The organism is Achromobacter sp. ISS7 (genome assembly GCF_056523125.1).
Genome location: NZ_JAWRZD010000001.1, coordinates 1,035,162 through 1,048,681, shown reverse-complemented (window position 1 = coordinate 1,048,681; position 13,520 = coordinate 1,035,162). Strand labels below are relative to the sequence as shown.

Sequence of the window (13,520 nt, the reverse complement as noted above, 5' to 3'; positions counted from 1 at the left end):
GCGCGCGCGGCGGATGCGTGACCATGCAGGCTCTGGAGGGAGCATTGATATGTATTTCGATTCGAGGCTTTGGCAACTGACCGCGGGACTGCGCGCCGCCATGGCGGGCGGCATCCTGCTCGGGCTGCTCGCGCTGGCGGCGGGCATCGCCCGCTATGTTTTCCTGGGCCAGCTGCTGGCGCGCGTGTTCGACGGCGCGCCGTGGCAGGACTGGCTCGTGCCAGCCCTGTGCGTCGGCGCCATGGTGCTGCTGCGCGCCCTGTTCGACCACCTGCGCACGGTGCAGGCCAACCACTGCTCGGCGCAGGTGCAGCAGACGCTGCGCGCGCGGCTCTACGACCGCATCGTGTCGCTGGGGCCGGCCTGGTTCGCCAACCAGCGCACCGGTGGCGTGATGCTGACGGTGGTGGACGGCGTGGAGCAGCTGCAGACCTTCTTCGGCCAGTACCTGCCGCAGGTCGCCATCGCCGCGGCCGCGCCGTTCGCGATCTTCGCCGTCATCGCCTTCTGGGACGTGCCGACCGCGCTGGTGTTCCTGGTCGCCGCCCTGTTCGCGCTGTTCGGGCCGATGGCCGTGCACATGCTCGACCGCCGCGCCAGCCTGGCGCGCACCCGCTCGCTGAATGAATTCGGCGAGGAATTCCTGGACGCCGTCCAGGGCCTGCCGACGCTCAAGTCGTATGGCCAGGGCAAGACCTGGGGCGAGCGCCTGGCCGCCCGCGCCCGGGCCCTGTCGGACAATACCTTCTGGGTGCTGTCGGTCAGCCTGCTGACGCGCGGCATCAGCGACCTGGGCGTGGCGCTGGGCGCCGCGCTGGCGCTGACCGTGGGCGCCTGGCGCGTGGCCGCTGGCGACATGAGCGTGGAAGCGCTGTTGATCGTGCTGATGGCCGGCACCGAGATCTTCCGCCCGCTGCGCGACCTGCGCTCGGTGCTGCACCGGGGCATGCTGGGCCAGTCCGCCGCCGTCAGCATCCATGCGCTGATGGACGCGCAGCCGCTGACCGCCGCCCCCGCCCCGCAAGCCGCGGCCACGCCGGCGCGGCTCGATCCGACCATTGAATTCGACGCCGTGGCGTTCTCGTATTCGCCGCAGCGGCCCGCGCACCAGGGCCTGTCCTTCCGCATCGCCGCTGGCGAGCGCGTCGGCATCGTCGGCCCCAGCGGCGCCGGCAAGTCCACCATCGTGCGCCTGCTGCTGCGCGAATGCGTGCCGCAGGCCGGCGCCATCCGCGTCGGCGGCCACGACGTCAACCAGCTCGACACGCAGACGCTGCTGAGCCAGATGGCGCTGGTCAGCCAGGACATCACGCTGTTTCACGGCACCATCGACGAGAACCTGCGGCTGGGCCGGCCCGACGCCAGCCACGAACAGGTGCGCGCCGCCGCCCGCGCCGCCAATATCGACGACTTCATCATGGCGCTGCCGCAAGGCTACGCCACCCGCATCGGCGAACGCGGCCTGCAACTGTCGGGCGGCCAGCGCCAGCGCGTGGCGATCGCCCGCGCGCTGCTGCGCGACGCGCCCATCCTGATCCTGGACGAAGCGCTGTCCTCGGTCGACACCGAGAACGAGGCGCTGATCCAGCAGGCGCTGGACCGCCTGATGGCCGGCCGCACCACGCTGATCCTGGCGCACCGCCTGGCCAGCGTGATCGGCGCCGACCGCTGCCTGGTGCTGGACCAGGGCCGCGTGGTCGAGCAGGGCCCGCATGATGAATTGATGCGCCAGCACGGTCTCTATTACCGCCTGATGCACGAACAGGCCCTGGCGCTGAGCGCGCCGGCCGCGCCGCTCGCCGCCACGATGGCGCGCGACGCCGCGCCCGCCGCGCACGCCAATGACGATGACGCCGGCGGCCAAGGCCCGGCGCTGCGTTCGCTGGACGCCGATGCCGACCAGGTCGGCTGGCGCGCCACGCTGGCCACCCTGCTGTCGGTGGTGCGCCCCTGGCGCGGCACCCTGATCGCCACCATCCTGCTGGGCGTGGCGCGCGTGGCCGCCTTCATCGGCGTCGGCGTGCTGAGCGCGCTGGTGGTGGCCGCCATCCGCGACGGCCGCGACACCTCCACGCTGATCATCGGCCTCCTGATCGCCGCGCCGCTGGCCGCGCTGTTCCACTGGCTCGAATCGTGGCTGGCGCACGCCATGGCCTACCAGTTGCTGGCCGACATGCGCGTCAAGCTCTACGACAAGCTGGAGCGGCTGGCGCCCGCCTACCTGCTGCAACGCCGCTCGGGCGATCTGGTGGCACTGGCGACGCAGGACGTGGAGATGGTGGAGTACTTCTACGCCCACACCATCGCCCCGGCGATCGTCTCGGTGCTGGTGCCGCTGTCGGTGCTGGGCTTCCTGGCGTTCTACAGCTGGCCGGTGGCGCTGGCGCTGCTGCCGTTCCTGGCCTATGCGCTGGTGTCGCCGGTGCGCGGCCGCCGCAAGGTCGACGCGCTGGGCGACCGCGCCCGCCACGCCCTGGGCGAGATGAGCGCCCACACCACCGACACCATCCAGGGCCTGGCCGACCTGACCGCCTTCCAGGCCACCGGCCGCCGCCGCGAGGAATTCCTCAAGGTCGCCGACCAGTACCGCGTGCGCCGCCTGGACATCCTGCGCGACCTGTCGCGCCAGACCGCCTGGTTCGAGACCGCCATGGGCCTGGGCGGCCTGGCCGTGGCCGTGGTCGGCGCGTTGCAGGTGTCAGCGGGCGCCCTGTCGGCCAGCATGCTGCCGCTGCTGGTGCTGATCGCGCTGGCGACCTTCCTGCCGGTGTCCGAGATCTCGCAGGTCAGCCGCCAGCTGGCCGACACCATCGCCGCCACCCGCCGCCTGCACGTGGTCAACAACGAACCCGAGCCGGTCACCGACGGCCCGCTGCCGCCGCCGGTGGCGCCGCATGGCCTGTCGCTGGCGTTCGAGCATGTGTATTTCACCTATCCCGGCAAGCGCCAGGACACGCTGCGCGACCTGAGCTTCACCGTGCCGGCCGGCGCCACCGTGGCCGTGGTCGGCGCCTCGGGCGCGGGCAAGAGCACCGTGGCCAGCCTGCTGCTGCGCTTCTGGGACCCGCGCCAGGGCGCGGTCAAGCTCGACGGCGTGGACGTGCGCCAGCTGCAGCTGGACGGCCTGCGCGAACGCGTCGCGCTGGTGACGCAGGACACCTACCTGTTCAACGACACGCTGGAAGGCAACATCCGCCTGGCGCGTCCCGACGCCAGCCGCGAGGAACTGGCGCTGGCGCTGGAACAGGCCGCGCTCAGCGATTTCGTGCGCAGCCTGCCCGACGGCCTGGCCACGCGCGTCGGCGAACGCGGCATGCAACTGTCCGGCGGCCAGCGCCAGCGCATCTCGATCGCGCGCGCCTTCCTGAAGAACGCGCCGGTGCTGATCCTGGACGAGGCCACCTCGCACCTGGACACCCTGTCGGAAATGCAGGTGCGCGGCGCGCTGGACGTGCTGATGCGGCACCGGACCACGCTGGTGATCGCGCACCGCCTGGCCACCATCCGCGACGCCGACCTGATCCTGGTGCTGGACAACGGCACCCTGGCCGAGGCCGGCACCCACGACCAGTTGCTGCGCAAGCAAGGCGTGTACGCCAAGCTTGCCAGCCACCAGGGCGCGCGCGACCTTACCGCTGGTAGCGCAACGTCTCTTCCGACGTAGCGTTGCGCCGCACCTCGTCCGCCGTGAACCACACCCGCTTGCTGCCGAAGCTGTTGTACAGGTCGAACTGGTCGCGGGTGTGCGGCGACGGCGTGCCGTCCGGGGCGACGAAGCCGCTCTGCCCCGGCGCCACCACGTCCACCGCCCGCACCGACTTGCCGTCGAACACCGTCATGTTGTTCTCGGTGCCGCGGTTCTGCGTGGCCGGGTAGCTCAGCACCGCCTTGGCGTCGGCCTGCGGCACGCCCAGGAAGTTCTTGGGCGCGAACACCATCGGCGGCGCCGGGATCTTCCAGGCGGCCGGATCCTGGCCGTAGGCCTGGCGCAGCGCCGCCAGCGCATCGTCCAGCGCCGCCAGGATGACGTCGTCGGCGCGCGCGCCGTTGAAGAAGTCATAGCGCTGCGTCACGCCGGCCTCGGGCCCGGCCAGGGCGTTGAACAGCACCTTGACGCCGGTGGTCAGGTTGAGCGAGCCGGTGGCCGGCGCCTGCGGCGTCGGATAGCCGGTGGCGCTGTACCACTTGAAGAAGTCGGCCGGCATCTCGTCGGCCAGCGTGCGCCGCAGCATGGCGCGCAGCCACGCGTCCATCACCGCCGGGCCGGCATTGTCGAAGTAGCCTGGTTCGCGTTCGCTGGTCATCATGCCGTCCCAGCCCGCCAGCCCCGCCACCAGCCGCACGCGCGGATCGTCGGCCGGCAGCCCTTGCACCGCGCGTTGCAGGAACGGCAGGAAATGGCGGCGGTTGACGTCGGCGTAGCTGGTGGTGCGGATCAGGTCCCACATCTGCTGCGCGCTGACCTTGCCGCCGTCGGCGGTCATGGCCTTCAGGCGCGTCTCGATCTCGGCATAACGGTCGGCCTGGCCCCAGACGATGGCGAACAAATCGGTGGACGGGTAGCCGCGCATCGGCTGGTTGTTCCAGTTGGCGATGAAGCCCTGGCGCGGGTTGTAGACCTGCGGATTGCTGGAGAACGGCAGCAGGCCCTGCCAGTCCATCTCGCCCGTGCCGGGCACCGGCAGGCGCGGATCGTGACCCGGGCGGCGCTTGGGATAGAAGCCCGTGTGCGCGTAGCCGATGTTGCCGCGGTCGTCGGCGTAGTACCAGTTGATGGTCAGCGCATGGCGCGCCGCCTGCGCCTTCCATTGCTCCCAGTTGGCCGACTGCGTCTTGCGGGTCCAGGCCATCAGCGATTGCAGCTCATAGCCTTCCCAGGCGCGCGCCTTGGCGTAGGCCACGTGCTGCGCGTCGTCGAACTTGACGATCAGGCCGTGCACGCTGCGGTACACGTCCAGCGTCACCGGCGCCGCGTCCTTCACCAGGATCAGGTCGGTGCGCTTTTCCAGCGTTTTCCATTGGCCGTCGTGGAAATAGCGCGTGCGGTCGGCCGGATCGAGTTTCTCGGCGAAGATGTCGACGTCGTCGCCGAAGCCAGCAGTCGAGCCCCAGGCCACGTGCGCGTTGTGGCCGAACAGGATGCCCGGATAGGCGAACGGCGTATTGCCGACCACGTCGAAGCCGGCGCCGTGCAAACCGATGCCATAGGTGTAGGCCGGGTTCCACCAGCCGAACTGCGGGCCATTGAGCAGGATCGAGCGGGCATCCTTGGCATGGTCGCGGCCCACGATCCACATGTTGCTGGTGGTGGGAAAGCCGGCGATGCCCGGCTGGCCCGACTGCGCGTACTGCTCAGCCAGTTGCGCCCGCAGCGTGGCGGGCGCGCCATCGACCACGCCGCGCGTGGCCGGGTCGCGCACCACACGCTCGAGCATCGGCGGCGTGCCGTCGTAGCGCGGCAGCGCATAGGCCAGCTTGTCCGCGCCTTCCGGCTGGAACACGGCCGGCTGGTAGCGGCCCTCTTCGGCCGGCACCGTGGTCGGCGCGCGGCTGTCGGTCAGCCAGCGCAGCTGGTTGAAGATGCGCATGGCATCGGCCTCGCCGTGCTTGTCCTTCAAGGCCGTCAGCAGCGCCAGGTTGTCGATCTCGCTGTTGGCGTCCGAGAAGCGGTTGGCCATGGTGCCGATGAAGATCATCGCCACGTCGTAGGCGGTCCAGTCAGCGGGCGCGAAGCCCAGGTCGTTGAATTCCTTGGGCATCAGCTGGCCCGGCTGCGCCCGCACCCGCGCCAGCCAGGCATTCATGCCGGCCGCGTAGCCGTCCAGCACCTGGCGGTCCGAAGCCGGCAGCGCCGCCAGCTGCCGCTGGATGCGCTCGGGCGAGAAGTTGCCGCGGATCGACTTGTCGAACGCCACCATCGACGCGCCCAGCACCTCGGCCACCCGGCCCTGGGTGCTGCGGCGCGCCATCTCCATCTGGAACAGCCGGTCCTGCGCCACCGCGTAACCGTAGCCGTAGAAAATGCCGTACACCGTGTCCGCGTAGACATGCGGCATGCCATAGGCGTCACGCCGGATCGTGACCTTGCCAGCGACGCCTTGCGGCGCTGCCGCGACGGCCTCGGGCGCCTGACCGGTAGCGGACGCCACCGGCTGCGCCGCCATCGCGGGCAGGCACGAACTGGCCGCCAACAGGGCGGCCGACAACCATTGTTGCTTCATTGAATCTGTCTCCGTATCGAATGGGACCGCGCCGCGAGCCTGCCGCGGGCGATGGCGGCGCCTCTGCCGGGCGCCGTCCGCGAACCATGATACGAAGCCGCCAACTATAATTCCAATGCATTTGATTCATACGATTCATGCGATTGGAACATGGACTTCCAGAAACTCAAGCACCTGCTCGCCGTGGTCGAACACGGCACCTTTTCGCGCGCCGCCGACAAGGTCAACCTGTCACAGCCCGCGCTCAGCCGCAGCATCCAGTCACTGGAAACCGAACTGGGCCTGCCGCTGCTGGACCGCGGCACCCGCCAGGTGCGCCTGACGCCCTACGGCGCCTGCGTCGCCGAGCGCGCCCGCCGCATGCGCTACGAGGAAGCCGAACTGCGCCGCGAACTCAAGACCCTGGCCGGCGGCGAATCCGGCGCCCTGTCTATCGGACTGAGTCCCACCCCCGCGTCCCTGCTGCTGACGCCCTTCCTGGCCCACATGGCCACCCACCATCCGCAGGTGCGCGTAGCCGCCGAACTCGGCGCCACCGCCGCCCTGGTCGAACAGCTGCGCGCCGAACGCATCGATGCCATGGTCTGCGACGCCCGCATGCTCTACGGCGCCGCCGACATCGAAACCCGCCCCCTCGCCCCCCTGCGCGCCGGCATGGTCTGCCGCAAGGGCCACCCCATCCTGGCCCACCGCCGCCCCACCATCGACCACATCCGCCATTACCCCGTCGCCTCCAGCACCCTCAGCCCCGAGGTCGCCCTGCGCCTGGCCGAAACCCTGGGCCCCGCCGGCGCCCCCGAACAGATGGTCACCGTGCGCTGCGAAAACCTCACCCCCCTGGTCCACCTGGCCCTCACCACCGACACCCTGCTCCTGGGCGTCATCTGCGTCACCCGCCAGGAACAGCAAGCCGGCGCCCTGGTCGAAGTACCCCTGCCCCCCGACCCCCAACGCCAGGGCCACTACGTCCTCGCCCGCCTGGCCGGCCGCAGCCCGCTGAAGGCCCAGGACGCGCTCTACACCTTCACCCAGCAATGCTGGACCGACTTCGCCAGCTTCCGCACGAAACAACCCGCACTGGCAAAACAGGAAAGGCCCACCAAGCCGTAGCCACAACACAAACACTCCCGCCAAGCCAAGCCCTCCCCGCAATCCCGCCACCTCACCACGCCATAGCGCCACGGCCTCACTATCCGTAGCGTCGCCGTTCCACCACCCGCCGCCCAAAAAGGCCGCCCGCGCGGCCGACTTGGGCGCCCCCGCAAGCTCTTCCGATCCGCCACGCCGCACAAAAAAAGGCCAAGCACACAACACACCCCAGCAACGACCGCCCAGGCACCACGCGAGCCCGTCGCGGCGGCGGTGGCGCGCGCGCGGGGCGTCGATGCGCCCGAGGGAATCTGAAGGAAGTCGCCGCAGGCGACAACGAAGATGACGACGGGGCAGTCCGGAGCGAACGCTCCGGACCGCAATCGTTGCCCCGCGCGCGTGCCACCGCCGCCGCGGCGGGCGCCACAAGAACCCCGCCCACGGCGAGCAAGAAACAACAACAGCGGCAGCAACAGCAGCAACAGCAGCAAGAACAACCATCACCCCTGCGGCAACCACTCCTCCAACGTCACCTCAAACGTCATACAAACCGGATTAGCCCCCGGCACAAACACCCCCCCATGCACCCGCCCCGCCGGATCCGCCACCACGCCCGACAGCGAAGCCACCACCGACCCATCCACCTGCGCCCGCACCTCTCCAGCCAGGCTCACGATCTCCACAGCCGGCCCCTCCACCTGCCGCACCTCCCCGCCCCGCGCATACAGGCAAGCATCCACCAGGCTCCCCAACGCCCCCCGCACAAACGCATTCCGGAACCCTTCAGCCAGGCACAGCTTCTCCACCCCCTGCACCAGATCCTCATTGGGCCCGATGCGCGCATACGCCACCCGCCCCATGCTTCCGCTTTCGACCTCGGCCGGCATCATCGTCAGATCTCCCGCGGCTGCAATAGCCGCAAATTGGTTTCCGCGTCATAGGTGGCGCGCAGTTCGAACCCTTCCAGCGCGGTCACCAGCACCGTCACCGGCGCCGCGCCCACGATCGTGGTCTGTGGAATCACATGACCGCCCAGCAGCGCGCCGCCCTCGTCGCAGAACGCCGCGTGGCAGTGCACCAGCGGTTCGCCCGCGTCGCCCTTGCCCAGCGTGGCATTGCCGAAGATCAGCGTGGCCGCGCCCGCCGCGATCGGCGCGGTGTACGCCACCACCCGCAGGTGCGCCGGGTCCGGCGGCGCCGTGCAGTAATCCAGGTGGCTGAAGGCGCCGCTGAGCAGCGTCATGGAGGCATTCTCCACGCCCAGTGGCGCCAGTCCGTCGACCAGCGCCTCGAACAGGCTGGCGCCCGGCTGCAGCGCCAGGCGGATATGGCGGCCGTGCCGCGCGCAGCGGCTGTGTATCCGTACCGGGTTGAAGGCCCCCGGGTGTATCAGCGTCCTGGGACGGGGCAAAGTCGGTGCGCCCCGCAACGAACGATCCACGGTGGTGGTTCGCATGATGTGCACTCCGTGCGCTTGTGGCGCGAGATGGGAATGGAATGTGGGAATGGCAGGAGGCCGCGGCTCAATGCACCGCCGGCAGCATGCCCGCCGCGGTGAAGCCGCCGTCCACGCAGATCACCTGCCCCGTCACGTAGCTCGACAGCGATTCGTCCAGCAGCCAGCCGATGGTGCCGTTCAGTTCCTCCGGCGCCGCGTAGCGATGCTGCGGCACCACCTGGCGCCAGGCCGCGCGCGCCGCTTCGGTGTGCATCTGGCCCACCAGCGGCGTCTCGATCGGCCCCGGCGCCACCGCGTTCACGCGGATGCCGTAGGCGGCCAGCTCCACCGCCATCACCCGCGTCAGCGTCACCACCCCGCCCTTGGACGCCCCGTACGCCGCGCGGCCCGCATTGCCGCGAATGCCCGACACCGAGGCGATGTTCACGATCGAGCCGCGTCCGCGTTCGCGCATGCGGCGGGCCGCCTCGCGCGCCACCACGAACGAGCCCACCAGGTTCACCTCCAGGATCCGCCGCAGCAGCGCCGCGTCGGTGTCCAGGAACGGCACGTCGCGGCCGATGCCGGCCGAATTGACCAGCCCGGCGATCGGGCCGAAATCGGCCTCCAGCCGCGCCATGGCCTCGGTCACCTGCGCCTCGTCGGACACGTCCAACCGCACGCAGCCCAGGCGTTCCTCCGATGCCAGGCCGCGCACCTCATCCAGCCGCTCCTGCGATACGTCGGCCACCAGCACCCGGCGTCCCGCGTCCAGCAGGCCCCGCGCGACGGCCAGGCCGATGCCCGACGCGCCGCCCGTGACCAGCACCGCTTCCTGCGCTCCATCCATGATTCGGTCTCCTCGTTATGTACTGCGTTGTCTCTCCCTCCTGCCATCGCGGCCGCCACGCCGGCGGCCGCGACGTCCTGCTAACCGGCCGCCAGGCAGCCGCGCTCGCGCAAGGCGTCGCGCACCAGCTTCTTGGTGATCTTGCCGTAGCCCGAACGCGGCAGCGCGTCCCAGAAGAACACCTGGCGCGGCAGCTTGTAGCGCGCCATGCGCGGCCCCAGCCAGGCCAGCAGGGCCTCCTGCTCCAGGGTCTGGCCGGGACGCAGCACGCACACCATCACGCCCACTTCGCCCCATACCGGGTCCGGCACGCCCAGCACCGCGACCTCCGCCACCGCCGGATGGGCCAGCACCTTTTCCTCGACTTCGCGCGGGTAGATGTTGGAGCCGCCCGAGATGTACATGTCGGATTCGCGGCCGGTGATGTAGAGATAACCTTCCTCGTCCTGGTAGCCCAGGTCGCCGGTGCGGAACCAGCCGTCGCGGAAGGCCTTGGCGTTGGCCTGCGGGTTGGCGTAGTAGCCGGCGAACACCGCCGGGCCGCAGACGCAGATCTCGCCGGTCTGGCCCGCCGGCAGCGGCCGGCCGGCGTCATCCTGGATGCTGATCTGCATGCCGGTGCGCTCGTAGCCGCAGGTGCCGACGCGGGCTTCGGGACCATCGCCGCCATGGTGCTGCGCCGGCGGCAGCACGGTGATGTTGCCGGTCACCTCGCCCAGCCCGAAATACTGCACCAGCACGCCGCCCAGCTTGTCCAGCGCGCGCTTCTGGTCCTCGCGGTACATCGGCGCGCCGGCGTAGATCACGTGGCGCAGGCTGCCGTGGTCGAAGGCATCCACCGCCGGATGCTCGACCAGCAGCTTGACGATGGTCGGCACGGTGAACATGTTGGTCACCCGGTGGGCCTGCACCAGGCGCCAGGCCTCTTCCGGGTCGAAGCGCTCGCCTTCGGGCAGCACGGTGGCGGCGGCCCGCGCCACCTGCGTCAGGAAGTGGATGCCCGCGCCATGCGACAGGGGCGCCACCACCAGGCTGACGTCGTCCTCGGTGGTGCCCGGCATCAGGTCGCACAGGTGGTTGGTCACCACGAACGCCATCTGCCCATGGGTCAGCACGGCCGCCTTGGGGTGCCCGGTGGTGCCGGACGTGAAGAAGAACCAGCAGGGGTCGTCGTAGTCGACGTCGGCGCAGGGGCGCGGCGCATCGGCCAGCCGCGCCTCGATCAGGGTGGCGGTGTCGGCCTCGCCGAACTCGCCCGGCCCCAGCCGCGCCAGCAGGGCCAGGCCGGGCATCGCCTGCGCCACCGCGGCCGCGTGCGCCGGCGACTGGCCTTCGCACAGGAACGCCTTGACGCCTGCCGCCTGCGCCAGGTAGACCGCCTCGTCCGGCGAGATGCGGCAATTGGTCGGCACCCACACCGCGCCCAGCCGCAGCACGGCGAACAGGGTCTCGGCGAACGCGAAGCTGTTGCGCGCATGCACCAGCACCCGGTCGCCCTTGCCCACGCCGCGCTCGGCCAGCGCCCGCGCCAGGGCGGCGGTGCGCGCGTCCAGCTCGCGCCAGCTGAGCCGGGCTTCGCCGCAGACCAGCGCGCTGCGCGCTGGATGGCGGCGCGCCGCCTGCACCAGGAAATGCGCCAGGTTCATGGCCCGGCGCGACACCGGCGCCACGCCGCCCGGCGGCGCCAGGACCGGCTGCAACGGGCCGCTCATTTGACGCGCTCCAGGATGCTGACGTAGTTGGCCACGGCCGCGCCGCCCATGTTGAAGACGCCGGCCAGCGTCGCGTCCGGCACCTGCATGGCGCCGGCCTCGCCCGCCAGTTGCAGGCACGCCATGACGTGCTGCGAGACCCCGGTGGCGCCCACCGGATGGCCCTTGGCCTTGAGCCCGCCCGAGGGGTTGACGGGCAGGCGTCCGCCCTTCTGCACCCAGCCTTCCCGCAACGCGCGCACGCCGTGGCCGCGCGGCGCCAGGCCCATGGCCTCGTACTCGATCAGTTCGGCGATGGTGAAGCAGTCGTGCGTTTCCACCAGGCTCAGGTCGTCCAGGGTCGCGCCGGCATCGGCCAGCGCCTCGCGCCAGGCGCGCGCCGCGCCCTCGAAGGCGATCGGATCGCGCCGGCTCAGCGGCAGGAAGTCGTTGACGTGGCGGCGCGCGCGGAAACCGATGGCACGGCGCAGGCCCGCCGCCGTTTCCGCGTCGGCCAGCACCAGCGCCGCCGCGCCGTCGGAAATGGGCGAGCAATCGGTGCGCCGCAACGGCGCCGCCACATAGGGATTCCGGTCGGAGACGGTATTGCAGAACTCGAAGCCCAGGTCCTTGCGGATCTGCGCGTAGGGGTTGTCCAGCGCGTTGGCGTGGTTCTTGGCGGCGATGCGGGCCAGCGCCTCGCCGTGATCGCCGTGGCGCTCGAAGTAGGCCGTGGCGATGCGGCTGAACACGCCGGCAAAGCCGCCCGGCAGCGTGGCCTCTTCCTTGCGGTAGCTGGCATTGAGCAGGATGTCGCCGGTGTCCTCGGTGGAGCGCGCGGTCATCTTCTCGGCACCCACCACCAGCGCCACGCGGCCGCGTCCCGCCTCGATGAAATCCATGGCCGCGTACAGCGCGGCGGACCCGGTGGCGCAGGCATTTTCCAGGCGGGTGGCGGGCACGTACGCCAGGGCCGGATCGGCCAGCGCCACCAGCGCGGCCTGGAAGTCCTGCTTCTGAAAGCCGCTGTTCATCACGCCGGCATAGATCCCGTCCACGTCCCCGGCGCCGATGCCCGCATGCGCCAGGGCGGCGCCCGATACCCGCGCCATCAGGCTTTCGGTATCGGGATCGTCGAGTTTGCCGAACGGGACATGTGACCATCCCACGATGACGGCACGCTTGCTCATTGCTGTCTCCTCTGTTGGCGGCCCCGCCCCGCCGGCTTGGCGGATCAGGGCCTGGGCTTGGCGGCCGGCGGGCGCGCCCGCGCCTCGCGGCCTGCCGGGTTGGCCTGCGCGAGCAGGCGTTTGGCCTCGCGTGACAACAGCTTGGCCAGCTGGAACTGCCTTTCCTCGTCCATGCGCGATTCGACCGCGGCGATGCTGAGCGCGCCCAGCACGTGGCCCTGCTCGTCGCGCAGCGGCATGCCGATGCCCCACGAGCCCGGCACCACCAGGCCGCGGTTCACGGCGTAGCCCTGCTCGCGCACCTCGTCCACCAGGGTGCGGATCAGCGGCACGGAGTAATGCGGATAGCGCCGCTCGATCAGGCCAGCGTTGGCCTGCAGGCAGGCCTCGACCTCGTCGTCGGGCAGCGCGGCCAGGATGGCCAGGCTGCCGGCGCCGATACCCAGCGGGTGGCGGTCGCCGGGCAGCAGCACGTGGGTCTTGAGCGGGTAATCGCCGTCCTCGCGCACCACGCAGACCGCGAACACGTCGCGGCGCAGCGAGAAGAAGGCGGAATCGCCGCATTCGTGCGCCAGCCGCGCCACCACGGGCGCGGCCAGGCGGTTGATGCCGAAGCGCTCGCTGGCGATGTTGCCGAGCACGTGGCATTCGGGGCCGAGGAAGTAGCGGCGGCTGGCCAGGTCCTGCTCGACCATGCCTTCGGCGGCCAGGGCGGCAAGCAGGCGATGCACGGTGGGCTTGCTCATGCCCGTGTCGCGCGTCAACGCCAGCAGGCCCGCGCCTTCGCCGCGGGTGCGCGACACCGCGCGCAGCACCAGCATGGCGCGGGATATCGCCTGGGCGCCACCGACCTGGGATGAGGTCTCCGTCACGTCTCCGCCTGTTTTTTCATCAGGTCCATTTTGTGGACCATCAATATGATCTTGTTTTTTCATTCTGCACCAGTTTTATTGATTTACGCTAGTGAATCAGTGTGATTTAATGAATTTAATGGTAGTACGCAGGTCCACATAATGGACCTCATGCAAAGATAAAGCAAGA

Annotated in this window: 9 protein-coding genes; 2 read left to right on the top strand and 7 right to left on the bottom strand. The window is 70.3% G+C overall.

Annotated features, from left to right (window positions below; translation table 11 throughout):
* Window positions 1–49: 49 nt before the first annotated feature.
* On the top strand, window positions 50–3,664 hold the full coding sequence (locus AC1HFW_RS04840) for an ABC transporter ATP-binding protein/permease (RefSeq protein ID WP_479282056.1): 3,615 nt from the start codon (window positions 50–52) through the stop codon (window positions 3,662–3,664).
* On the opposite strand, the gene AC1HFW_RS04835 is transcribed toward AC1HFW_RS04840, so the two are convergent.
* Complete coding sequence (locus tag AC1HFW_RS04835; RefSeq protein ID WP_479282055.1) at window positions 3,630–6,221, bottom strand: penicillin G acylase; 2,592 nt, start codon at window positions 6,219–6,221, stop codon at window positions 3,630–3,632. The genes AC1HFW_RS04840 and AC1HFW_RS04835 overlap by 35 nt on opposite strands.
* A gap of 150 nt (window positions 6,222–6,371) precedes the next feature.
* Here AC1HFW_RS04835 and AC1HFW_RS04830 point away from each other — a divergent pair, with 150 nt between their 5' ends.
* Entirely contained in the window at window positions 6,372–7,331 is a 960-nt protein-coding gene (locus AC1HFW_RS04830; protein ID WP_479282053.1) for a LysR family transcriptional regulator, read from the top strand.
* 479 nt (window positions 7,332–7,810) lie between these two features.
* Here AC1HFW_RS04830 and AC1HFW_RS04825 read toward each other — a convergent pair whose 3' ends face one another.
* From AC1HFW_RS04825 to AC1HFW_RS04800, 6 genes are all read right to left on the bottom strand, one after another.
* Window positions 7,811–8,200, bottom strand: coding sequence for a PPC domain-containing DNA-binding protein (locus tag AC1HFW_RS04825; protein WP_192579580.1), 390 nt, complete (start codon window positions 8,198–8,200; stop codon window positions 7,811–7,813).
* Between the two features lie 2 nt (window positions 8,201–8,202).
* Window positions 8,203–8,766, bottom strand: a complete 564-nt coding sequence (locus AC1HFW_RS04820) for a PPC domain-containing DNA-binding protein (RefSeq protein WP_061071631.1) — start codon at window positions 8,764–8,766, stop codon at window positions 8,203–8,205.
* 67 nt (window positions 8,767–8,833) lie between these two features.
* Window positions 8,834–9,598 carry an SDR family NAD(P)-dependent oxidoreductase gene (locus tag AC1HFW_RS04815; protein ID WP_061071632.1) on the bottom strand — a complete coding sequence of 255 codons (765 nt, stop codon included), beginning with the start codon at window positions 9,596–9,598 and terminating at the stop codon, window positions 8,834–8,836.
* 80 nt (window positions 9,599–9,678) lie between these two features.
* On the bottom strand, window positions 9,679–11,310 hold the full coding sequence (locus AC1HFW_RS04810; RefSeq protein ID WP_479282050.1) for an acyl-CoA synthetase: 1,632 nt from the start codon (window positions 11,308–11,310) through the stop codon (window positions 9,679–9,681).
* Window positions 11,307–12,479: an acetyl-CoA acetyltransferase gene (locus tag AC1HFW_RS04805; protein WP_006394285.1), complete on the bottom strand. Its 1,173-nt coding sequence runs from the start codon at window positions 12,477–12,479 to the stop codon at window positions 11,307–11,309. Before AC1HFW_RS04805 ends, AC1HFW_RS04810 begins: the two co-directional genes overlap by 4 nt.
* A 44-nt stretch (window positions 12,480–12,523) precedes the next feature.
* A complete protein-coding gene (locus AC1HFW_RS04800) occupies window positions 12,524–13,351 on the bottom strand; it encodes an IclR family transcriptional regulator (RefSeq protein ID WP_035360254.1) in 828 nt (275 codons plus the stop codon).
* Window positions 13,352–13,520: the final 169 nt, after the last annotated feature.